Genomic DNA, 24209 nt, shown 5'->3' on the forward strand with positions numbered 1-24209 from the left:
ACAATAAGTGGGCTTTTTACGCTTTAGAGCAATAGGTTGAATGTGAGCGTTTAGCTAGCTGAAATTCTTACAGCCAGGTTCGCATACCCACCAATCCCCAAACACCCATGTAGCCTACGACTAGTAAAGCGAAACCAACGGCTATAAGCATGAAAATTCGTTCGGTGCGGCTCGAAAGCTGACGATAGTTGCGGGTTAGGTTAAAGAAAGCCATTAAAGCAGCCAGTGGTCCCAGAAGCGAAGCGGTAAAAACGGTGATCGACAGGGGCGAAACGACGCCTAGTTCGTCTCCACCCTCGTTTAGACTGATGACCATAACAAGGTATGATAGTGCATACACAAAGAGCCCGATTCGTACGGGCAGGACGCTCAATCGACGGCCTTTCCTCTGCAACCAAACCCCCCGAATGAGCCAGACAATGCCCATAATGAGACACAGGGCTAGTATCAGCACCGATAGGTGCCCTAGCAATACGGGAAGCCAGGCGCCCAAAAATGACGTTTTAGTAGCCGTATTCGCCATTAGCCCAGCACCGAAAGAGCGAACCAGCACCGGCTCGTTTGAATCGTTATGCACCAGCGTTAGCTCGGGAGTGTAGCCCCGGCTGTCCAGCCGCAGTACCTGGTTCGGGCCAATCGATTGAAGGGGTTGGCTGCCTAATCCGTCATACAGCACCAGGTTGTTTCCTTCTTCTTCAACGTGCACAAGTTGCGTTAAGCCCAGAAACCAGCCTGTGGCTGCCTGTCTGAAATTACTTGGTCTGTAGTAGCCAATCCAATTTTCTTTTTCTGCCTTCGATAAGCGATAAACGGGCGGACGTTGTGGAGGAACATTTTGCATCACCAGTTTCAGAACGGCGTCTTTGAGCTTACTGAAGCCGGGACCATCGGTGTTGACAAGTACAATAATGCCCCGGTTCAGCGCCGATTGGTATAGGTAATGCGCTCGCAGACCGATTGACGCTCCGTCATGGCCATGCAGCAGGTGACCCTGATAGGAAGTGGTGAAGTTATTAAGACCGTAGCCCTGTTTAGAACCCGCGCGGGCGGCCAACGTGGTGGATGGCGTTTCCATACGGTCAACTAAAGCGGGGGAAAGAAGTGGCTGCCCACGAAAAGATCCCCGGCCCATCAGCATTTGCACAAAGGGCATCAGTTCCAGGGCTGATACGTTAAGCCCACCCGTAGGTCGTGCCAGCAGATACCAGTAAGGAGCTTCCTTTTGGCCGTTATCTGTATAACCGCTGGCCAGATCTGTTAAGGCTGCTCCGTCGCGGTGAAAGGTGGCTCGGTTCATGCCCAGCGGAGTAAAGATGCGTTGCCGTACGAACGACTCGAATTCCTGTCCCGTTTTCTTTTCAATGATGCGGGCTACCACAGGCGGGTCAGCATTGCTATAGGCCATAAACGTACCGGGTCGCCAGCGCGACTGACGGGACTGGGGCGCAATGGTGAGTCCTTCCTGTAGCGTGATAGTAGGGCTATTGTAGGCATAAGCTTTCATGGACCAGTCGTCGAAACCCGCCGTATGTTCCAGCAGATGGGCTACTCGGACTGGATCAGTGGCTTCCCAGGGGTTATGAAATTCAATTTCAGGGGCTAGTTTTTTTACTTCGTCAGTGAGCGATAATTTCCCCTGTTGAACCAGCATCAGAGCGGCTACGGCAACCATACTCTTGGTTACGGAGGCTACCGGAAATAGGGTCTGGGCGGTTACAGGCGCCTTTGTCTTAAGGTTTCGTAGCCCGGCGTTTCGTTGGTAAAGCAGCGAATCTTTCGTAAACACCAGTACTTGCAAACCCGGAATTTTTTCGACTTTCTGAATGCTATCAATTTGGTAGGTTAGCTTGTTAAAGGGAATCGCAGGACCTGATGACTGGGCGATAGTGCCTTCACAAGAAATCAATAAGAGCAAACCGGTCAGGAGTAGCGTGAGTCGTTGAAGCATGGGTTAGCGTATCGCCTATTTTGTCTGGATGAATGATGCGGAAAAGACTAGACTAGCAGAAAGAAAGAGTGAATTTATTATTCGCGAATTGGTGTAGCAATTGCTTCAATTGAGTCTATCAGTCTATAAAGATTGTCAGTTTGAACAAGTGGAGCAAACTTATAACCTACACTGATTCAAAGACATCGGATAACTATATGATACGTGCCAAATGATGACTATTAAGGACAATCGATCGAATAGCATATTGGATAATCAAGGTGCTTCTTTGCCTAATTATTCGATGATTCATTCCAGAGTAGTATTGAGCTTAAAATAGCTTCCTCACGTCATTCTCCTGATTAAAAAATAACAGGTTTATGACTACGTATAAATAATAAGTATTGAACTCAGTTTTATGGCTTATAAACCGACTCCGGCTAATGTGCAGCAAGCTGTCAAATTCGAAAAATACCTAAATCGCTGATAGTTAACTATTTGACAAACTCGCCTAAGTGAGAATATAGATGGTTGATTTGACTCACAAAAAAGGGTTTGTTAGGGTTGTTGTAAACTCCACAATGTTGTTTTTGATGCAGTGAAGCTTGCCGGAAGGGGTATAGAAAAGAGTGTACTGTCAAACAAAGGATTCCGCAGCTAGTAGCGTCAATCCTGATAAGAGCAGCAATCCATCTAAATAAACGTAATACCAGTAGTCGGAGGACCAGTGTGGTATGTAAGGAACGGAACCAGCTAGGAAACACATAGGTAAACTCAGCGCTATCACCTTAGGGAATGACATGCCGTGCTGTAATAACAGAATCAACGTCAAAGCGAAACAGCTGGCAATGCCATAAAACACAGTCGCGGCCCGCTTTGGGTTCATCATGGAGACGATGGTAAGCCATCTTGACCGACGATCCGCGACTCGATCCCGGTAGTCAAACCAGAAACAAATGCTATACAGAAACAAAAATCGATTTATCGCCCAGACCGTTAAAGCCATATTCCAGCCAGGGCCTGTGAGCACGATTGGTAAAACCCCCGTTACAAGTGTCCAGACCAGAGCCAGGTAAGCCGTTTTTAGAATGGCAACTCGGCGTAAATACCGAAACGGAACACGGTCAATTTTGGGGGCTGTGTATAGGAGGGTAGCTACGACAATCGGAATAAAGTAACGGTAATAGCTCACCAATTGAGTGAAAAGGACTAGCGCTACCAAGGCAGACCCAATTCCAATACCGATCAGCAGCAACTTATGACGCCTGTTCCATTGGTTGCGTTCTGTTGAATCGAGCGTAGTGGGCGTCAGATACCAGTGTAAGCTGTAGCTGCTTACGGTTGCGACGAAAATAAAAGGCAGGAAAAAAGCAGGTAACTCCCGTTGAAACAGGATGGCCGTTGCCTGACACATGACCACGGCACACAAGGCAATGTAGCCATTGCTAAACAAAATGAATTCCAGCAGGGATTTTCCTAACCGACGAGCTTGCTCAACCATTGTTATTTTGTGATGGTACAGGCTTCAGCTACCCGTTTGCCTGCACCCGAAGCCCGACCGGAGAACCTCACGTGTTTTAACCGGGACAAATCGTTTTCGTTCTGCTCAAGAGGATGGATACATAAACCATCGGTAGACGCAACAACCAATAAGTCAACCTGTCCTCGCCAAACACGCACTATACTGAAACAGAAAACCGGGCTACGGGTGCAAAAATGCAATTTTTTTGCAGGAAATTTGACGGGCGCTGCTGTGGTTGAGCCTTATAGACGTTTTCCTGATACATGAAATTTTCGACTCTTTTCCTTGTATTTGCCTATAGTGTCTTCTGTTTAAACTGCGTCTCCTCGAAAAGGCAGACAACAAGCGTTGACGCTTTACCGGCATCAGCCTTGACACCCTACGGAAGGTTTGTTTTAAGGCAGGATCAGGGGCTGGAAATGATTAGCTCGGCTATGCACGTTGGCTTTAGTTTCGAGGGTAAAAGCTGCCAGATAGTTGCCTCTATTCCATCGGCAAACGGCCATAATTACTTACAATACGAGCTGGACGGCGTGTATCAAAAGCGTATAAAAGTAGTTGGCAATTCAACAATACCGATTAGCCTGACAGCGCCCACGGCAGGAAAACATACTGTGTGGCTCTATAAAGCTACCGAAGCCCATACGGGGCCAATATTTATTCAGAAGATTGTGGGGAACCAGCTCGTTGCGTTGCAGCAGCGCAACGGACCCCTTATCGAATTTATTGGCAATAGCATCACCTGTGGGGCAGCTGCCGACCCTTCGGAAGTAGCCTGTGGAAGTGGACAATACCATGATCAGCACAACGCTTACCTGGCTTATGGCCCCCGTGTGGCCCGTGCGTTAGGTGCTAATTTTGTCCTGAGCAGTGTCAGTGGTATCGGTGTTTACCGAAATTGGAACAGTGACGGCCCTACTATGCCGGATGTGTACGAGAAAGTAGATTTCCAGGCGGCAAATCCACAACGCTGGAACTTTGCTGCCTTTACGCCCCAGGTTGTGAGTATTGCCTTGGGGACCAACGATTTTAGCAAAGGAGATGGCAAGAAGGAAAGACTACCCTTCGATAGCGCTCGCTATGTAAACAGTTACGTTAAATTTGTTCAGCTGGTCAAAGCCAAGTATCCCAAGGCTCAAATTGCGTTGCTGAGCAGTCCGATGATTAACGGGAAAAATAGAGAGACATTGCAAAACTGCCTGCTGGCCGTAAAGAATAGCATGGACGCTATGACGCCCGCTGACAAACCCTTAGCGCTTCATTTCTTCCAACCCATGCAGGCCCGTGGTTGTGCCGGACACCCTAATGTAGACGATCACGCCATTCTAGCCCAGGAGTTGGAGCCCTTTTTTAAAAAACTTATTCGTTAACAGACGTTCTTGCGTGAGGTCTGATGCTGATTCAGGAACCTGTGAATACACACCGGCTTCCCCAATATGCTAAAATCGAACTATCCGGCGCATGGCTTTGCTGAAACCGCTTCGACTGGTATCGGTTTTCATCACAAATGCTGTTTGCCAAATGGTTTCGAATCTTGATTGTCAAAAGTAGAAGTGTAGTAAATCTTATAGGCAAAAAAGATGCCCTACCAAACAGCGTTCGGCAGGGCATCTTCTAGTTGAACGTACTGGATTACCAGCCCTGGTTCTGGGTTAGTGAACCTTTGCTGTTTTGAATTTCTGTTGGCGGAATCGGCCAGACGTTCATCACCTGGGGGTTAAACGTGCGGGCGGGGTAGATCACCCGGCCATCGGCATGGTGCAGCGGTTGGGCGTACACGGTCTGCGCATCCCCCCAGCGAACCAGATCGAAATGGCGGTCGGTCCACTCGCCACCGAACTCACAACGACGCTCCCGTTTCAAGTCTGTTATCGTCGCTCCGCTGATGGCGGCTAGACCAGCACGCGTGCGAATCTGGTTGATTTCGGTATCCGCGTTTTTGCCCTGCATCAGTTTGGCTTCGGCTTTCATCAGCAGAACGTCTGCGTAGCGCAGCAGTGGTACGTTCAGCGAGGTCGATGGTTTGTCGCCGTTCGGGTTGATGGTCGAACCGATGGGGTTCGCGTAACTATACGGCTCCATGTATTTGCGGAACTGATAGCCGGTCCGGTTGCTGGAACTGACCGTGAAAGCACCGACGTTGAACGTGCGCTCCTGCCCAAAGAACATAAACTTATCACCCGTTTTGAGGATCGTTACTTCCCGACGTTTATCGCCCGTCTGGAACGCATCGTACAGCTCTTTCGTCGGATAGAAGTTGCCCCAGCCATTGTAGAGTCCCCAGCCTTTATCTTCCAGACAAACGCCCGGAAAGATACAGCCAACCCGCGTATCTTTTGCGCTCGACGTAACCGACCAGATGTACTCTGACGACCAGTTGTTCGCTGTTTTGAACACGTCTTCGTAGTTGGTCAGCAGGCTATGTTTGCCGCTGCTGATCACCATATCGGCGTACTTTTCGGCGTTGGCCCAGTCTTTTGCGTACAGATACGTACGGACCAGATACGCCAAGGCCGCCGTTTTGTGCGCCCGACCGTAGTTTTCTGCCGAATAGCTGGAGAAGTAAGGCAACAGATCAGCCGCTTTCTTAAGGTCTTCGGCGATGTACGCGTAGTTCTCAGCTACGTTCTTGGCCCGAGACACGTAAATGTTTTCGGGGTTTGAGCGGTCCTGAATTGGAATACCGGCCCGGTCGTCACCGTAGCGATACGCCAGTTCCAGGTGCATCACGGCATGGTTGAAATAAGCCTCACCCAGAATGCGGTTTTTGATTGACTCGGTCATCGAGATGGCCGGAACGTTACGGATCACGTCGTTGGCTCGTTTCATCACCTGGTAGTGTTTTCCCCAGATCGACCGCGTATCGGACTCGTTGCCATCGACCTGAAAGTTTTTGATCCGTTCGGCGTTGGCGCGGGGTTTGGTACCGATGTCATCGCTGGCATTGTTGAGCCAGAAGAAACCCCGGCCATACATGTCGTCGTCGCTGTAGAGTTCGTAAATGCTGTTGACGCCAGCGACGGCATCGCTTTCCGTTTTCCAGAAATTGCCTGTGGTCGGGGCTCCCTGTGGTTCAAGATCCAGTTGACTGTTGCAGCCAAACGTCAGACCGCAAAGGGCGAGCAGAAAGAGTTTGTTTATTTTTTTCATGATAGCTCGTCGTTAGAAAGAAATATTTGCACCAATCATGTACACGCGGGCCAGCGGATACTTCGCTACATCGAGACCAAAGCTGCTGATACCCACTTCGGGGTCCATACCCGAGTACTTGGTGACTGTGAATAGATTCTGACCGGTCAGGTAAATCCGGGCGCCGACCACTTTGGTGAACGTACGTGGAAGCGTGTAACCGATGGTCAGGCTTTTCAGGCGCAGGTAGCTGCCGTCCTCCAGGTAGAAATCCGAAATCCGACCAAAGTTGTTGTTCGGGTCAGAACCCGCCCGTAGCCGTGGAATCGTGCCGCCGGTATTGGTCGGACTCCAGGCGTTGGTTATCTCGGCAAGCATGTTGTACCCTGGGTAAGCCCCCGGATTCAGCGCCAGATTTTTCACGGAATTGAAAACTTTGTTACCCGCCGATCCCTGAAAGAATACGTTCAGGTCAAAGCCTTTGTAGCCCACGTTGCTGTTCAGACTGAACGTTTTGGTGGGAAGAATGCTGCCCAGTACCACCCGGTCGTTGTCATCAATTTTGCCATCGCCGTTGGTATCAACAAACCGGAAATCACCGGCTTTCGCATTCGTCTGGTAACGGGTGCCACTGGCATTGACGTACGCACTGGCTTCTTCGTCGCTCTGGAACAGGCCGTTAGTCTGGTAGCCGTAGAAAGCGCCAAACGGTTGGCCAACCATGTGGAAGTTGGAGTTAGGCAGGCTGCGTACGGTCGAGCCAGTCGGTTGAAGCGTCTGACCAGCCGGCAGAGCCGTTACTTCGTTTTTGAGGAACGATACGTTAGCCGTTACGTCGAACTTCACCCCGCCAAAATTCCGCTGGTAGGTCAGGCCCAGTTCGATACCCCGGTTTTCGGTTGAGCCCGCGTTGATGGTCCGGCCACTAGGGGCACCCGCTACGCCCGGCAACTGCTCCTGGAACAGCATGTTGTTGTTTTTCTTCGAGAAGACATCGATGGTACCGACGAACTGATTCCGCAGCAAGCCAAAATCAAGACCGATGTTGGTTTGAGTAGACGTTTCCCAGCGCAGGTTCGAGTTCGACAGCGCCCGTTCGGCAAACCCAAAATTGATGGTCGGATCGGAACCTAGCAGAGCCATTGTCTGGCTAAGCGGAACCGAATACGCGTAATCGCCCAGCCCGGCCAGGTTACCGATGCGTCCCCAGCTAGCCCGCAGTTTCAGGTTGGTCAGCCAGCTCACATTTTTCAGGAAAGCTTCGTCGCCAATCTGCCAGCCTGCCGATAAAGACGGATACCACTCCCAGCGGTTGGCACTCAAAAGCTTCGACGTACCATCGCGACGAACGATGGCCGACAGCAGGTATTTGTCGTTATAGCTGTAGTTAAGCCGGCCAACGTACGATTCCAGACCGCGCTCCACGACGTAGGTATTATTGGCATCGTAGAAAACCTGCTTGGCGTTGGTCAGGTAGCGCTGCGAAGGATCTTCGTTATCGAAACCCGTGCCCCGTACGCCAAACGATTCAATCTTGGTTTTCTGGAATGTATAACCGAGCAGGGCGTCGAAATTGTGCTTGCCAAACGCGCGCTTGTACATCAGCGTCTGTTCATTGAGCAGGTCATTCTAGGCATAGTCACTTTGATACAGTTCGTTGAAATCAAAGATTTTGCCGGGCTCGGTAATGCGGACGTTGAACTGCTTTTTGCTATTCTTGATCTGCGTGATGCCCCAGTTGCTGCGGAAGGTCAGCCCGTCGATGATTTGCCATTCCAGATACGGATTGACAAACAGGTTGCTGACCGGATTGCGGTTATCGAGTCGTTTCAGATACGCAACGGGGTTGATCAGGTCGCCGTACGAACCGGCAAAATCAGACGGTACACCGCCAAATTTACCCGAGCCATCTTCCCGATAGATCGTTGCGTTGGGCGGATAAAAAATCGACGTCAGAATCGCGCCCGTGTACGCGCTGTTCGTATTACCCGATTGTCCGTTATTGACGTTATACGCCAGATTTTCACCGATTTTGACTCGCTTGGAAAGCTGGTGCGACGAGTTTAGCCGGATGGTGTAGCGATCCGAATACGTATTCAGCAGAATCCCTTCGTTTTTGCGATATCCGCCCGATAGGAAAAACGTCGATTTCTCGGTGCCACCACTGACCGACGCATCAACGTTATAGATCTTTCCCGTCTGGAAAATCTCGTTCATCCAGTCCGTTTTCGTGGTGCGGGCGGTGGGGTTTTTAGCCGGATCAAAAGCCGCGATCCGGGGTAGACCGGCGTTATCGGTCGCCGTGTTCATGGCGTCGGCAAAGCCAGCCGCGTCGAGTGGTTTCAGGGTTTTAGCCACCTGCTGAATCCCCTGCTGGTAGTTGACATTGACGCGCATCTGCCCGCTCGAACCCTTTTTCGTGGTGACCAGGATTACCCCCGCCGATGCTCTGGCTCCGTAAATGGCCGCCGACGCATCTTTCAGTACGCTGATCGACTGAATGTCGTTCGGGTTAATGGAACTCAGCGTTCCCGGATAAATGACGCCATCGACAACGAGCAGCGGACTTTCGTCGTTAAGCGAGCCAATACCGCGAATTTTGATGGTTGGGTTGGCGGTAGGATCACCGCCTTCATTGACGACCGTAACGCCGGGCAGCGTTCCCTGCAATACTTCGGCGGCTGTGTTGTAGTTACGGCTACCGATTTCTTTGGTTGGTACGGTAGCTATCGCACCCAATACGTCGCGTTTTTGCTGGGAGCCGTAGCCAACCACAACCATCTCGTTAAGTTGTTTGGCCGATTGGGTCAGGGTAATCGATACTTGTGAACGACCACCTACTTTTACCTCAATAGATTCGTAGCCGATGTACGAGACAACCAGGATCGCATTTTCGTCGGGTACGCTGATCGAGAACTTGCCTTCGGCGTTCGTTACGCTGCCTACGTTCTGACCTTTTACGACGATACTCGCACCGGGCAACACCTCGCCCGACTGTTGATCGGCAACGGTTCCTGTAATGGTGATCTGACTTTTCGCTGATGAAGGGGTTGACGATACGGGTGCTTTACGCAGCACGATGTGGTCGTTCACCAGTTCATAGCTGATGCCGTAGGGACGTAGCAGATCCGTCAAGACATCACCTAATTTCTGTTTGCCCGCCCGAACCGTAACGCGCTGATTTAGTGGGAGCGACGGGCCGTAGACAAACGTTTTACCCGTTTGGGCTTCAAGCTGCTGGATGGCCTGCCGAAGGGTTACATTGGTGAGTTGCACCGTAACGACCTGATCGGGTTTAGTAGGGCCAGCCTGCGACGCGCAGGGCCACTGGGCCGCCAGAAAGCCAGCCAACAGCAGATGCTGCCCAACCTGGCGGGGGGATAGATACAGTTTTTTCATAAAGAGAAACAAATGGGTGAGTGATTGTAAAGAACTAGCAACCTTTTCTGGTAATGGTAATGCGGGACCCTCGATGCTGATACGTAGCGTTGAGGTAGGAACAGAGTACGGTTAGTACGTCTGGCAGTGACGGCTTTTCAAAACGGGTAGTAATCTGGCAGTGTCTTAGTTTTTCCTGAGGAACCTGAATCTGAACAGCAAACCGGCGATTCAGTAGGCGGACGGCTTCGGCAATCGTTACATTGTCGAGAATGAGTCGGTCGTTTGTCCAGGCCCGATAATCAGTTGCATCGGTAATCGTTTGTTGGTCAAGTGTATGGGTATGACGGTCGTAATGGCTTTTTTGGTTGGGCAGCAAATTGACCGAATCGCGCTGGTCGTCCATCACCCGAACGTTTCCGCTCACCACGGCGACCTCTACATCGGGATCATCGGCATAGGCCCGCACGTTGAACTGGGTACCCAGCACACGAGTGGTCAGGGTCCCGCTACGGACAATAAACGGGTGCTGTTTGTCGTGGGCTACGTCGAAATAAGCCTCGCCTTCCAGCTCGACCACACGCTGAGCAGTATGACTAAACGTACTGGCGTAGCGCAAACGACTCTGCGCGTTGAGCCAGACTTCCGTGCCGTCGGGTAGCTTGACCCGCGCTTTCTGCCCGGCGGGCGTAACGACCTGACGAAAAGCGACCGGCTCTGTCGGAGTGCGGGTGGCTGGCCAGAACCAGAACAAACCAAGCCCTGCTAAGGCAGCCGCAACGGCGTAAGACCAGTACCGGCGGAACGGGATGATTCGAGCCGATTGACGCTGTTCTGCATCGATAGCGTCCTGCAAGCGGCCCCAAACCCGGCTTTGTAACGCTCGTTCCGATGTTGTTTCCGCTGGTAGATCGGTGGGGGCAGGGAGTGACTCTTCGTCGATCAGTTCCTGCATCAGCGCCAACCCATCGGGCGTGGTTAGCCAAGCTTCGAGCTGTTCCCGTTCGGAAGCGGAGCACTGATCGGCCAGGTATCGCCGGAGTAATTCTTTATCGTTTGAATCGGCCAATGGTAGGGCTATTTGCCTACAATACAGCTGCCGAACGGATTAGGGTAGTTCGGTTAGAAAAAATTTTAGCAGCGCTGCGCCGACGGGTAATCCCAGCAGCGTCAGATCAGCGTACCGACGGAGAAAATGATTCAGAAACCGGCGTGCGTGAACCATATGGTCTTTCACTGCATCGCGGGAAATACCAAGCTGCCGACCCACCTCATCGTAGCTTTTACCTTCCACTGTACACAGCTGAAAAACTTCCTGCCGACGGGGTGGGAGCTGTGCAATGACGTTGTGCGCCATCTGTTCGTATTCGACGGTGATGTATTGATCTTCTACCGTGTGGCTGTGCGCATCCGTACGCCGACCCCATTCCTGGTTCAGCTTTTGAGCAGTAGCCCGTTGCTTGATCTGATTAAGGACCTGATTGCGGGCCAGCGTATGCAGATAACCACCAATACCAATAGACGGGTCGAGTTGTTGCCGCTGTTGCCAGACCGTTAAAAATACGTCGTGCAGGATCTCCTCGGCTTCTGCGTCGGACTTAAGAAACTTCTGGATAAAGAAAAAAACAGGGCGTTTGTAGCCATTGAACAATTGCTCAAAAGCCTCCGTGCTGCCTCGCTGAAGACATTGTATGAAGTCCGCTTCCTGCTCTTTGCTAAATGGTCCTGTATACACGTGTCAACACAAATGATTGAATAGTACGCAAAGGTAGTACGACGCTATGGGGCGAGGTAGACAAAAGCACATTCTTAATAGATTCATAATGTAGCGCTTTCTGATCGTATAAAAAACATTGCACTATTTATAGATTGTATTTTTACTTAAGCGAAATACTTTTTTTTAGCGATTATACGGCTACAAAAGATCACTGGAAAGGAAATCGGAAGGAGGTAATCGAAGCCATGAAAAAGCAGGTATAGATGAGAAAACTATCAAAAGTATGCTGGGTGCCAATCCGGCTTATCTGCAAAATGCCGTTGCCGCCATTGACAAGCAGTACGGTTCGATGGACAAATTTCTCACGCAGGATATGGAGTTGACACCGCAGAAAATAATGACGCTACGGTCTACATTTCTTCAATAATCGTGCTTAGTGTCTTGTTGCAGGATTGGCTCAAACCTATGGAAAACAGAGCTTTGGTAAGAGTCATTCTGACTAGTTCGGTTAGACAAAAAAACTCCCTGAATCTATACCCACCAGCCGCATCTGCCCGTTTTTCCATACCTAGAGTCGGGGAGAGCTTACGATAATACGGCTTTCCCCGATCCAAAGTATAACCTGGTTATAGAAATTGCCTGAGTTGAATACGTCAACGTAAACGAGCCATACACGTTAAACTTGGTGAATGGAAAACACGTAACACCTAGTACTCACTAAAAGGGTTAGTCCCATTGTGAATAGGGATGCTTGATCAAGTTAGCGTTGTAGTATTTTTCTTCGGCTGTTACTTCTTTCCCAACCCAGTCTGGCAGGGCTATCGTCTGATGTTCGTCCGTTAGTTCGACCTCGGCAACCACCAGACCCTGGTTTTCTCCTTGAAACTCATCGATTTCCCAAACGAGTCCTTCATAAGTGATCCGGTAGCGGACCTTCTGAATAAGAGGACGTTGGCACAGTTGATCAAGCATCGATTGGGCGTCGGCATAAGGAATACCGTATTCGTATTCTGACCGACTCGCACCCGCTGTTATCCCTTTTATCGTCAGATAGCCTTCATTCCCCACCGTACGAACGCGCACAGTCCGATCTGGATGCGTGCTCAGATAACCTTGTTGATACAGCTGACCCGTTCCCTGCTTTTTCCAATCATCGCCTTTGACCAGATACTTTCGTTCGATTTCAACACCCATGATTTGTGGTTGACTACGTTAAAAAACTACTTACCAATTTTCTGACTGGCTTCCTTATGCCATAGCTTCCAGTGCAACTGGAACCTTCGCACAAACGCACTCGGCTTTTCGGCCAGGAGTCGGTTGGCCAAGGGGTAGATCTGCTCCTGCAACTGATACCGTTGCTCCTGAATCCCTTTTAGCACGGCTTCCTTCTTCGGTTTACCGGGTAACAAAAGCGGGTCTGATTCTATCAACTGCGCTAACACCCCAAGGTCATGGTCATCGCCTAGCAATTCTCCCAGACGATCAAACTCGTGCTCATACGCCTTGAAAAGACTTGGCCAGATCGGCTGTAGCAGCCGGGTGTGATACCAGAGCGTTTTTACTTCTTTGCGTAATTCATGCAAATGGTCAATACTCGGCTGTTGGACAGCTATTTGCAACGCTTTACGGGCTTTGCGGTAAATTTCTTCAAGGTTAGGGGCTATTATCCGAAAACCGTTACGGTGTTTAGGAAGGCCCTCTACGCGCTGAGAAGACTGCTGAAAGGCGTTGGTCACTTGTGTAATCTGAATTGAATCTTCAAAAAAATCGCGGGTTGTCCGGTCCTGTTGCTTGACCAAAGTGCTACGAAAGCCATTAAATACCCGAGTTGACATAATCGATGGCTGAGCCTGGCGGAGTTTTTCTAAGGTTTTAATCATGACCGTGGCATCCCTTAACGGAGATAACTGATGACCGATCGATCGGTAGAAGCTGTTCTGCCGCTTAAAGTCTTTTTCTTTCAATTCACGCCGAACTAACCGAAGAAGCGCTCTGATCTTTTTTATTCGTTTTCGAATCGTATGAATCGTCTCCGGAGTGACTTGGTCTGGCTTTTCCAGGAGGTCCAGCGCTTTCGTTATTTCTTCCTCAAGAATGCGATTGACGTTCTGAACGATCGATTGCTCTTGTTCAAAGGCGTAGGCCATGTTGTAATCGTTTAAATCCACTTTTGGATGATAACGCTGGAAACGCCTGCATGGATTTTAAAACGAATACGTGAGTAAGCCCGCGTTTTGAATCAGCTGGGTGTGCGTTTGCAATTGTCTGTAATGACTAGTGCGTAACACGTTCACTACAAATAAGAAATGGCAGCTAGCTTGACCAGACGCAGATTATAAGACTGGCAGCCATGCGTTTTCTTGCAATAGATTATTAGTTAATTATGCAGGATTGGCCGTCAACTTATAGTTCACGACCAACTCTGCTTGGGCTTCTGCGAATCGATCTTGCAGGGCGCTGGGCGGCCTCCTTATTTCTTGGTCGTAAGAATGGTTTGACCGGCTGGATACAGGATCTCCGCGTTGTCTTCGGCGGTAATAAAAACGGCCTCAGGTTTTACGACGGCCGTCGCGTTTAAGGTTGCCGAGAGGTCTTTGCCGGACGGACTCAGCTGACCTAGTTTTTTTACTGAGTTGTCATTCTGTTTCATCCAGACCAAGTATGTTCCTTTCGATGGCGTCAGGTTTTTAGGTTCGGCCAGATTCCGTACGTCTACCGCGAGGGTGTAATTGCTGTTTTTATCTTTCTTTACGTTTATTGTTCCGTTGGCTGCTGGAACGACAGTCGACGTTACAAAACTCATTTTGGGGGTACAGGCGTTGAGCATGAAGGCAATGCATAGTCCTGCTGCGATTCGATTAATTGTTTTCATCTCGTTGAGGTGTTTGTGATACATTTATTTAATGGGTTTTTGGCCGAGTTTAGCACGTATTACTTACCTTGAACCGACACTCGAACTTGATTACCAACGTTGAAGGGGCAACGCCACAAGATCAGGAGACCGGCGAAAAATTCTCTAAAAGACTCTCGAAGGCAAATCCGATAGCTAGGGATGTAATTTTTAGACCAGCTTCCAGTTTGCTGATAATCTTGTCCGTTCATCAGCAGCAAAACAGCAGAAACACCAACATACCCATAAGGATCTAAGGTAAGCCGGAAGTTATGTCCTTCATAAAATTGCGAACGGTACTTCAGAAGGTTAGTGTTTCGTTGATGGTGGAGGGTGGCGTATTGACCCGTGGCGGTTAGAGAATAGTCCAACCAATAAGCATATCGTTACGCTCAAGCGGTTAGCTTATCAGTTGGTTGGGGAGTTCGGCAGTAGAGTAGCGGGTTTGTAAAACATGACCAGTGTTCCCAGGCGTTTGTCAGGACTGGTCACTGGCGCCGACAGTTCATACGGCTTTTTGTTGTTGAAATACACGTCCTGCTGCTGTAGCAGATAGCCTGGGAAGCGGCTGGTGAATGCAATTCCCTGATTTTTCTTGTTCGTCGAGATTGTTACTTTTCCCTCCGGATCAACCAGCAGCACCTCCTGAACACCCCGGTCTTTAACCAGCGTATTGAAATACTCATTGATCTCGCCCGGTTTGTTTTGCAGCATTGCGTTCCGCACAGCCCAAACAAACGTTTTCATGCCGAACAGAAGCTGCTGGCGGTCTGTTGTCACCTGATTGTTTTGAACAGCAGACCGAAAGTCGTCACGCTCGCGTGCAAACTGGCGGGTCGTTTGTACATTTTTGTAAAGTAAATACCCTCCACCGAGTACTAACAGGGCTATTACACCGTAAAGAATAAGCAGCTGCCTGGAACTGCTTCCGGTTGTTCTTGTTTCATGTTTTGTCTGTTGCTCTGTGTTCATAATCGTCGTAGTTGTGGTCGTGGTTTCACCGGCTATCGATCGACCGGTATCGAATCACTCACCTGTCACAAGTATTTAGTCAAGCCATAGTTGCTATTAGTCGAACGGCTTATGGCTTATTAAACACCGACCAACTTAGATAAGGCTTAACGAAACCTTAGAATTTGGTTAGAGTGATCAAGTGGCTAAACATTTGTTAGGGTATCACATAACTACGTCGATACCATCCAGCCCATGAGGTCGAGAATTACCGGAAATTGAGTATTTCAGTAAAAACGGTAAGGGTATGACAGCGCTTTAGAAAAATAAAAACAAGTTCTGCGCATGTCAATTCAGGAGGTTCTTTTTAACGATAAACTATACAACGTGCGACTCTTGAAAAAGAGTCTAAATCTAGTACAATCGAGTAATAGACTAAGGTTAATGCGGTTACCCGATTTAGGACCAGGTTTTCATCAAATCGTTGTACAACTCTTGTACCTGACGTTTTTCGTAATCAGTCTTTAGCATCTGGTCAGCGTACTGGACCAACCGGTCAGCCAGCTCACGCAGAACGGGTTTACGGTCAGCCGAGCATACGGCTTCATTGACCGTCGCCAGCGCTACCAGCAATCGTCTCAATACGGCATGGTCATCCTTCGCATTTATAAGAGGTAAATCGAAAGCCAGTCGAATGTAATCGGCAAAGTCGGCCCTCCGCACCAGCACCCGTAAATGCTTTCCATCGGAACGCAATCGGGCGGGAAACTCGCGACGGGCCAGTTGCTCGCAGACAGCCCCCAGGTAATCAACCGCCATGATGGCCGTGGTCGTGTCATTGATACCGGGGGAGAGTGCTTTTAACGAAATGTCCAATAACTGCTGAATACCAAACGCTACATCCTGTTCGATGTTACGATGCCGCCCAATGCTAACGTAGTCCAACAAATCATCTGGCCAGTCCGCTTTTTCGGCTTTAGGTCGTTCCATATCACTACGCACCAAAAAAAGTACAGTGCCTTCGCTCATAAAAGCGCCCATTTCTTTTTCGATACGGAGCACCACCCGATGCTGAGTGGCCCATTTTAGTAGTCCGTCGGTATTGATCAACTGTAAATAGCCCACCTGCCCAGCCTTAACCGGATACCAGCCCGTCTGCTCTTCGACGTAACGCAGAGCCGCTTCGGACTGCTGAGGATCATCAATGGGTTCGCCAAACTGATCTGGAAAAAAATGGGCAATAGCTTTTTGGGTCTCGTGAAATGTATGCTGCACAATTGTACCTGTCTGGATCGACTCGGCAATGTGGTGAATAAAAAAGATTAGGGCCGCTACGCCACCTAGTGCCAGGAACAAGCCTACTAACACGGCCGTAGCGGGTACAAATTTGATTTCGTCAGTGCCGCGAATGGTTCCTAACACGATCAGACAGTAGGCGAACACACCCACAAAATAGCCCATCACCACCTGATTGACCTTATCGCTCATGAAGTTCCGCAACACGCGCGGAGAATACTGGTTACTGACCTGCGAAATGGTCGATAAGGTTAGGGAAAAGGATAGCGTAGCCACCGTCAGCATAGAACCCGCAATGGCACCCAGCATTGCTCTGGCTCCTTCAGCCCCCGAACCAAATAGCAGTGGAAATTGCTTCTCGCCGTGCCAGCTCGTATGCGCATCAAACTCTACTAAACCATAGGCCATTCCAAAGGAAGCTAGTACCAGTAAGCCGGGTACAAACCAAAGGGATTCACGCAGTTGCTGCCAATACTGGCGAAGGTGGGTAGTCATTGATAGAAAAATAAAGCTCAGGAGTCAAACCGGCCAGTGGTCAAATCGTTGTTAGGCCTAGTTACCGACCCAAAAGGGGACGTACTGCTTGAAAGAATAGCTTTCGATCTAAAAGCAAGACTAGGTTATCAAGTAGCTAACGAACAATGGGTCCTTTGTTGACAACTCGCTGCAACACCCGATTGATCGAGTATACCACGCCGTTGGTAGCCCGAATATCGCCCTGAATGACCTCCGCCACCGTACCCCGGCCATCTTTGATAGTTATATCATTACCCTGTTTATGCACCACTAGGATTTGTCCGCTTAGATTCGTTAAGCTCTGGCCGTCTCTCAATTGATCCGATGTCAGTCGGCCTTTCACGACATGATAGGCCAGAAACTGAATAAGTCTGGTTTTGCTCGACGGTAACAGCAGTTCGTTTAGTTCACCATCCGGAAGTTCAGAAAATGCCGCGTTCGTAGGTGCAAACACCGTGAAGGGTCCTTTTCCATGAGCCTGCTTTAGTAAACCGGAGGCTTTCAGCAACTGAAGCAGCGTCGTATGTTCGGTCGATTTAGCCGCGCTGAGTCCCAGATCAGTACCGGTCTGTATACCACTGGCTTTTAGGCTGGGATTGTTCTGAGCAATGGCGGGTTCAGCTATAGCCAGGCAAATGATGCTGGAAAGTCTCAAGATGAATTGATGACTTAAGTTCATAAGGATCTGTTGAAAAATTAAAAGGAAAATTGGCCTACCGGTTACGTTTTTAACGCTGGATACACCTGAAAGGTTATCCCCAATCTATCGAAGCCTTTCTTGAAGCCAGCTGATCCAGAGCCCGGACTCGACTGGATCGCCAGTGCGACAGCAATGCGAGTTAGCAGAACCCTTGTGAAGCGACCTGTGGCCTTTTGAATAGTAATGTGAGTGTTGACCCTCCCACGTAGGAAGTTCTATGATACACATTGACTATGCAAGTGGCATTGATTCTGCCAAGCTGGCCATCAACTGGGTGGTCTGCACGTTCCCCAAACTACTTACTGCCCTCCATTCACCTACAAGTCTCTAAACCACCCTGCGCTCGGTGAAAACGCTGCCGGGCTGCAAACCAGCCAAATCAGTCTCTAGTCGCCTATAAACTCGATAAAGATTTGTTAAAAGATCAAGAAAATAGTCAGTTGGATGGATTTTCTATTAGTTTATAAAAAACAATTCAACTACTTGATTTAGAGCCTTTATCTATAATTCGTATAGGTTGAACCTAATTCCTTTTTGAAAAAATACAACTAATAGTTGCTAGTATAAAAATATCAATTAATCTTTGCAGTATAGTATGTATAGACATTTAGACAAGCAAATGCATTTGTTTACTATTGATCACAGCAGCTCTGTTCCGCTTCATCTTCAAGTGGAAACTATTATGCGAGATTTGATTGATAGTGAAGAATACCAGCAAGGTAAACTTTTTCCGAATGAAGTTGACTTAGCGAAGCGACTCGGCATTGCCCGAAATACAGTCAGACAGGCGATTAACAAGCTTGTGCACGAGCAATTGTTAATACGCAAAAAGGGCGTAGGTACCAAGGTCGCCAAGAACCGGATCACTACCAAGCTGAACAGCTGGTCGAGTTTTACGCTCGAGATGCACGATAAGGGTGTTGACTTCCAGAACTACGAAATCAAGACGAGCTGGACCCTGGCCGACCAGGACATTGCGGAGGTGTTTGGGATCAATACCGACACGAGAGTACTAAAGCTTGAGCGCCTGAGAGGGCTGGATGCCGGCCCCATTGTTTCTTTTATCTCGTATTTCCACCCGCGAGTGGGGTTGACGGGAAACGAGGACTTTTCCAAACCGCTTTACGAAATGCTGGAGCGTGATTATCACACCGTAGTCGTGCTGTCGAAAGAAGAAATCAGCGCTACGCTGGCCGATGAACAACTGGCTGCCGTATTGCACACGCTACCAGGTGATCCTATTCTATTGCGGAAACGGATTGTCTGCGACCCAGGTGACCGACCTGTTGAATACAATATTGGCTATTATCGGGCTGATCGCTTTACGTATGCCATCGATATAGCCCGCAAGTAATTTGTACAAACCAGCTTATTGCCTAATTGTCTTGTGCTAGTCGTTTGATTAGTATCAGTTTATAGTTGTCGATATTGATATGTCTATACATATGGACATTCGAAAACTTTGTCCACTTTGAAAGTCCTTAATTCAAGTGAATAAGAGGAATCATCCTAAACCCTTTACCACCCTTAATCATGATTGCCTTAACGAATCAACCGACAAACAAGGTTAATAAATCGTACCTGTACCTGGTTTGTCTGGTGGCTGCGCTGGGTGGTTTCCTGTTCGGTTTCGACACTGCCGTCATTTCAGGGACCGTCAGTCTGGTTAAAAACGATTTTGCGCTTGATGCACTGCAGGAAGGCTGGTTTGTGAGTTGTGCCCTGCTGGGTTGCATCGTCGGCGTCAGCGTTTCAGGAAAACTTAGCGACACCTACGGACGCAAACTGGTCCAGATTATCTCGGCGGTTTTGTTTCTGGCGTCTGCTATTGGGTGTATGTTTTCAACAACGTTTACCACGCTGATCGCTTTTCGGCTGGTAGGGGGCTTAGGCATTGGCGTGGCCTCGATGGTTTCTCCGCTGTATATCTCGGAGTTTGCGCCCCCCCGCTACCGGGGAACAATGGTGTCGCTCTACCAACTGGCTCTGACCGTGGGTATCGTACTGGCTTATTTCTCGAATGCTTACCTAGCTAGTCACACCACCGATACGTTCGAAAACGAAACTCTCCAGCCTATTTTCTCGACGCAGGTCTGGCGGGGTATGTTGGGTTTAGGTGCCTTACCAGCGGGTGTTTTCTTACTAGCCTTATTGGTCGTGCCCGAATCACCCCGTTGGTTGTTACTGCGCGGGCAGGAGCAAAAAGCGCGGGAAATCCTGACTCGTATAGACGGTCCCGTTTCTGCCCAAAATGAGATTGAAGCGTTCAACGCAACGGGTGACGAAGGAGAAAGCAATCTGAGCGAAGTCTTTACACCTACTTACCGCCGGGCTTTGTGGATCGGCTTGCTGCTGCCGTTTCTATCGCAGGTGTGCGGCATCAACGCCGTGATTTACTACGGTCCGCGCATTCTGGAACAGGCCGGTTTTACGCTCAATAACGCATTGGGTGGACAGGTTACCATCGGGCTGGTCAATGTGGCTTTCACGTTCGTCGCGATTTTCACCATCGACAAATGGGGTCGCAAACCCTTGCTGTATGTGGGCGTCGGTGGGGCGGTACTGTCACTACTAATTATCGGCTTGCTCTTTCAGATGGGCGTTACCTCTGGGCCGTGGATATTGCTTTTCATTCTAGCCTTCATTGCCTGCTTTGCGTTTTCGTTCGGGCCTGTGTGCTGGGTCGTTGTCAGCGAAATATTTCCCAATGCTATCCGAGGCAAAGCAATGGCGCTGGCTACCCTGTCGCTCTGGGTCGGTAATTTCCTGGTCGGTCAGCTAACGCCCTTTTTGCTTGAGGAGGTCGGTTCTGCCGGGACCTTCTGGCTGTTTGCACTGTGCTGCTCCCCCGCCTTGTGGATTACCTGGAAACTGATTCCCGAAACCAAAGGCTACTCCCTAGAAGCAATCGAAGCGTACTGGAAAGACACGTATCGCTCAGACCGAACTACCCATTTATAATTCCTAAACCTTACTCTTTTCGTGTGTATCCTAAGATTCACTGAGTTTTCCTAAACCAACAAACCCCGTATGAACATTCCAATACATCATCGAATGCCCTTAACAACCTGGTCAGGCAAGCAGCGGCAGCTTCTCGGATTGCTACTTTTTCTGCTGAATTACGGTCTTTTAGCCAGTTCATCGGCCTTTGCCGCGCTCAACATCGAACTAACGGGCCAGGTACTGGACGAGCAGCAGAAGCCTTTACCGGGCGCAACAGTAAGTGTAGTGGGCACTACGATTGGGACCACTACCGACGAAAATGGCAAATACCGGTTATCGCTGCCGGACAATTACGTGGGACGCAGCCTCGCCTTCTCCTACATCGGCTACACCAAGAAGACCCTCGTTATTGGGCAGGATCGAACCATTAACGTAACGCTAACGGCGGATAGTGGCCAGTCGCTCGATGAGGTAGTGGTGGTTGGCTACGGTCGGCAGGATAAACTGTCGGTGACCGGCGCGGTGGACCAGATCAAATCCCAGAGTATTGAAGGCAAGCCGGTGACAAACGTACTCCAGGCGTTGCAGGGCGAGTCGCCAAACCTGATTATCCAGCAGACAAATTTCAGTCCGGGTAGTGGGGTCAATATCAACATTCGGGGTCTGGGTACGCTGGGTGACAACACACCCCTGATTGTCATTGACGGTATTATTGGCGGAGACATTAACCTTCTTAACCCCAACGATATCGCGAGCGTATCCGTCCTGAAAGATGCGGGTTCAGCCGCGATTTACGGCTCACGCTCGGCTAACGGTGTCCTTCTCATCACGACCAAAGGCGGAAAACTAAACCAGAAAGCCACGATTACGTACAACGGAAGTTACGGAATTCAAGCACCTTATGTCGGATTACACAAAGTAAGCGCCTGGGATAATGCGTACTACAAAAACATGTCCCTGATTAATTCGGGGCTGCCACCCATCTACACGCCGGACGACATCCAGGCGCTGAAAGCTCAGGGTAATGGCGACTGGGAGCGTCAGTCAATTTTGCAAAATGCGCCACAACAATTACACAATATTTCGATTACCGGTGGAGGAGCAAACAGCAGTTACCTGATCTCAGCCGGACTCCAGGATCAGCGCAGCAATTTCGTCGGGCCATCGTACGGTTACAAAAAATACAACCTGCGGTTGAATCAGCTTTCGGTTATCGGCAAACTACGCGTGAATACGATTCTGAACTACGTCAAATCGAGCAATAAGTCGCACAGCAATACCGACTGGGTCATTTTTGCCGATGCGGATCGGGTACCGCTGAACTACAGCTTTCAGGATGCGGCTGGCAATTACCTGACCAACCCGGTGGCTTCGCAGTACAATGTGAAAAGTGTACTAGAGCAAGGTGGCTCCTATCTATCCGACAACGACCAGTTCTTCGGTAATCTGAACGCCGAATTAAGCATCACTAAAGACCTGAAACTAACGGGTATTTTCGGGGGTACGCAGAATGCCAATAACGCCTTTTTCCGTCGGTTACAGGTCAACAACTACCCATCGGGAGTGTACGGAAACGACCGGACCGTGTATGACAACAGTTTCAAAAATTCGTTGCTGAACACGCAGTTATTCGCGGATTACACCAAGCGCTTCGGTGCCCACAGCATCAAAGTCTTGCTGGGTGCTTCCGATGAACATTACCGATCCAACGGCTTCCAGTTGCAGAAAACGCTGACCGATCCGGCCCTGGGTACGCCAACAACCGGAACAATCATTGACCCGGTAAACTCGTTCAATAGCAATTCCAACACCAATCCTAATACGTACCCCAGCACGACGGAGACGCGCATTAGTTCCGTGTTTGGCCGGGTGAACTACTCGTTCAAAGACCGTTACTTTCTAGAAGGTAACTTCCGGCAGGATGGATCGTCTAAGTTTGCTGCGAACCGGCGGTGGGGCTTCTTCCCGTCGCTGTCTGGCTCCTGGCTGCTGACCGAAGAATCGTTCATGGAATCGGTCAAAAATACCGTGACCAATCTGAAAGTGCGGGCTTCGTATGGTCTGGTTGGTAATCAAAACGTGAATGCCTACCAATACCAGACGAACTATTTTAATTATGCCAACGCATACGGTTTCAATAACACCGTAGTCGGTGGAGCGGGCTTTGGCTTGGGAAATCCGGATCTGACCTGGGAAAAATCGGCCATTCTGAACGTCGGTACCGATGCGAGCTTTTTTCAAAACAAGCTGTCGCTTTCTCTCGATTACTTCAACAAGGTAACCAGCGATATTTTGTACAGCCGCCAGGACATTCCGCTTTTATTTGGCGCCGGCTTTCCGGATTACAACGTAGCGAAAGTTAAAAACACCGGTTGGGAAGTTAGTGCAACCTATAACCTGAATACGAAAGCCGTTAAGCAAAGTTTCAGCGTCAATTTAGCCGACAACAAGAATACCCTACTTGCCCTAACCTATGGCTCCGAGCAGCAAATTTCAAACGTCGATGCGTTCGGCTTTATCCGGAAAGTGGGCCAGCCCATCACGCAGTACTGGGGATACAAGACCAACGGTTTCTTCCAGAATCAGGCGGATGTCGATAACTCACCGAAACCAGACGGCGTTACGGTTGGGCCGGGTGATCTGAAATTTACGGACTTCAATGGGGATGGCAAGATTGACGACAGCGACAAAATTGTGCTGGGCAACCCATTCCCGCGCTACACGTTCGGCTTCACCTACCGACTCGCGGTAAAAGGCTTCGATCTGAATCTGTTCATCCAGGGCGTAGGCAAGCGCGATGTGATGCTGCGGGGCGAAACCGTCGAGCCATTCCACTACAATTACGGGGCAACCATGTATGAACACCAGACGGATTTCTGGACGCCCACAAATCAGAATGCGCGCTACCCCCGGCTGGCGGCTATCGGCTCACCTTCCAACACCAACAACTGGCGGTTTGGATCAGACGTCTATCGGTACAGTGGCGCATACGCCCGGTTGCGGAACGTGCAGGTCGGTTACACCATCCCGGCTGCCGTAACCCAGAAATTCGGGGTTCAGCGCCTGCGGGTATCCCTGATTGGCCAGAACTTGCTGACGCTTACGCAGCTTAAGTTTATCGATCCCGAAACGTCTGAGTTCAACAACAACCTCAACTTGAATGCGTCGTCAAACAGCGGCCGCAATTATCCTTTGCCCATTTTTTACGGGTTCGGTCTCGATCTCAGCCTATAACCCTTA

The 24209-nt window shown here is 49.6% G+C and carries 16 protein-coding genes and 1 pseudogene; 5 read left to right on the plus strand and 12 right to left on the minus strand.

Going from position 1 to position 24209, the window contains the following annotated elements:
* Nucleotides 1-67 precede the first annotated feature (67 nt).
* Both M0L20_RS22910 and M0L20_RS22915 read right to left on the minus strand, forming a co-directional pair.
* Complete coding sequence (locus M0L20_RS22910; RefSeq protein ID WP_248479313.1) at nt 68-1948, minus strand: serine hydrolase domain-containing protein; 1881 nt, start codon at nt 1946-1948, stop codon at nt 68-70.
* Nucleotides 1949-2564: 616 nt separating this feature from the next.
* Nucleotides 2565-3428, minus strand: coding sequence for a UbiA prenyltransferase family protein (locus M0L20_RS22915; protein ID WP_248479315.1), 864 nt, complete (start codon nt 3426-3428; stop codon nt 2565-2567).
* A 392-nt stretch (nt 3429-3820) separates the two neighbouring features.
* Here M0L20_RS22915 and M0L20_RS22920 point away from each other — a divergent pair, with 392 nt between their 5' ends.
* On the plus strand, nt 3821-4819 hold the full coding sequence (locus M0L20_RS22920) for an SGNH/GDSL hydrolase family protein (RefSeq protein ID WP_248479316.1): 999 nt from the start codon (nt 3821-3823) through the stop codon (nt 4817-4819).
* Nucleotides 4820-5081: 262 nt separating this feature from the next.
* Here M0L20_RS22920 and M0L20_RS22925 read toward each other — a convergent pair whose 3' ends face one another.
* The 4 genes and pseudogenes from M0L20_RS22925 to M0L20_RS22940 form a co-directional block, all read right to left on the minus strand.
* A complete protein-coding gene (locus tag M0L20_RS22925; protein WP_248479317.1) occupies nt 5082-6599 on the minus strand; it encodes a RagB/SusD family nutrient uptake outer membrane protein in 1518 nt (505 codons plus the stop codon).
* A gap of 12 nt (nt 6600-6611) precedes the next feature.
* A pseudogene (locus M0L20_RS22930) lies at nt 6612-9977 on the minus strand (TonB-dependent receptor).
* A 34-nt stretch (nt 9978-10011) separates the two neighbouring features.
* Nucleotides 10012-11025, minus strand: a complete 1014-nt coding sequence (locus M0L20_RS22935) for a FecR family protein (protein WP_248479318.1) — start codon at nt 11023-11025, stop codon at nt 10012-10014.
* Between the two features lie 39 nt (nt 11026-11064).
* The gene (locus M0L20_RS22940) at nt 11065-11691 is read right to left on the minus strand and encodes an RNA polymerase sigma factor (RefSeq protein WP_248479320.1); all 627 of its coding nucleotides are present in this window, start codon (nt 11689-11691) and stop codon (nt 11065-11067) included.
* Between the two features lie 193 nt (nt 11692-11884).
* Between M0L20_RS22940 and M0L20_RS22945 the strand changes: the two genes are divergently transcribed.
* Complete coding sequence (locus M0L20_RS22945) at nt 11885-12100, plus strand: tyrosine-protein phosphatase (protein ID WP_262924000.1); 216 nt, start codon at nt 11885-11887, stop codon at nt 12098-12100.
* 299 nt (nt 12101-12399) lie between these two features.
* Here the strand turns inward: M0L20_RS22945 and M0L20_RS22950 are convergent, their stop codons facing one another.
* The 6 genes from M0L20_RS22950 to M0L20_RS22975 all read right to left on the minus strand — a co-directional run bounded on the left by M0L20_RS22950 (nt 12400) and on the right by M0L20_RS22975 (nt 18005).
* Complete coding sequence (locus M0L20_RS22950; RefSeq protein ID WP_248479322.1) at nt 12400-12867, minus strand: CYTH domain-containing protein; 468 nt, start codon at nt 12865-12867, stop codon at nt 12400-12402.
* A 26-nt stretch (nt 12868-12893) separates the two neighbouring features.
* Entirely contained in the window at nt 12894-13820 is a 927-nt protein-coding gene (locus tag M0L20_RS22955; RefSeq protein WP_248479323.1) for a CHAD domain-containing protein, read from the minus strand.
* 323 nt (nt 13821-14143) lie between these two features.
* Nucleotides 14144-14545, minus strand: a complete 402-nt coding sequence (locus M0L20_RS22960) for a hypothetical protein (RefSeq protein WP_248479324.1) — start codon at nt 14543-14545, stop codon at nt 14144-14146.
* Nucleotides 14546-14971: 426 nt separating this feature from the next.
* The gene (locus tag M0L20_RS22965; RefSeq protein ID WP_248479325.1) at nt 14972-15535 is read right to left on the minus strand and encodes a hypothetical protein; all 564 of its coding nucleotides are present in this window, start codon (nt 15533-15535) and stop codon (nt 14972-14974) included.
* 438 nt (nt 15536-15973) lie between these two features.
* Complete coding sequence (locus M0L20_RS22970) at nt 15974-17305, minus strand: DUF2254 domain-containing protein (RefSeq protein ID WP_248479327.1); 1332 nt, start codon at nt 17303-17305, stop codon at nt 15974-15976.
* A 136-nt stretch (nt 17306-17441) separates the two neighbouring features.
* Nucleotides 17442-18005, minus strand: a complete 564-nt coding sequence (locus tag M0L20_RS22975) for a fasciclin domain-containing protein (protein ID WP_248479329.1) — start codon at nt 18003-18005, stop codon at nt 17442-17444.
* Between the two features lie 640 nt (nt 18006-18645).
* On the opposite strand from M0L20_RS22975, the gene M0L20_RS22980 reads away from it, so the two are divergent.
* From M0L20_RS22980 to M0L20_RS22990, 3 genes are all read left to right on the plus strand, one after another.
* Nucleotides 18646-19380 (plus strand): GntR family transcriptional regulator, encoded by a 735-nt coding sequence (locus M0L20_RS22980; RefSeq protein ID WP_262924001.1) that lies wholly within the window; start codon nt 18646-18648, stop codon nt 19378-19380.
* Between the two features lie 179 nt (nt 19381-19559).
* The gene (locus tag M0L20_RS22985; protein ID WP_248479331.1) at nt 19560-20987 is read left to right on the plus strand and encodes a sugar porter family MFS transporter; all 1428 of its coding nucleotides are present in this window, start codon (nt 19560-19562) and stop codon (nt 20985-20987) included.
* 69 nt (nt 20988-21056) lie between these two features.
* Nucleotides 21057-24203 carry a SusC/RagA family TonB-linked outer membrane protein gene (locus tag M0L20_RS22990; RefSeq protein ID WP_248479333.1) on the plus strand — a complete coding sequence of 1049 codons (3147 nt, stop codon included), beginning with the start codon at nt 21057-21059 and terminating at the stop codon, nt 24201-24203.
* Nucleotides 24204-24209: the final 6 nt, after the last annotated feature.

This window comes from Spirosoma liriopis, assembly GCF_023196085.1.
Lineage (GTDB): Bacteria > Bacteroidota > Bacteroidia > Cytophagales > Spirosomataceae > Spirosoma > Spirosoma oryzicola.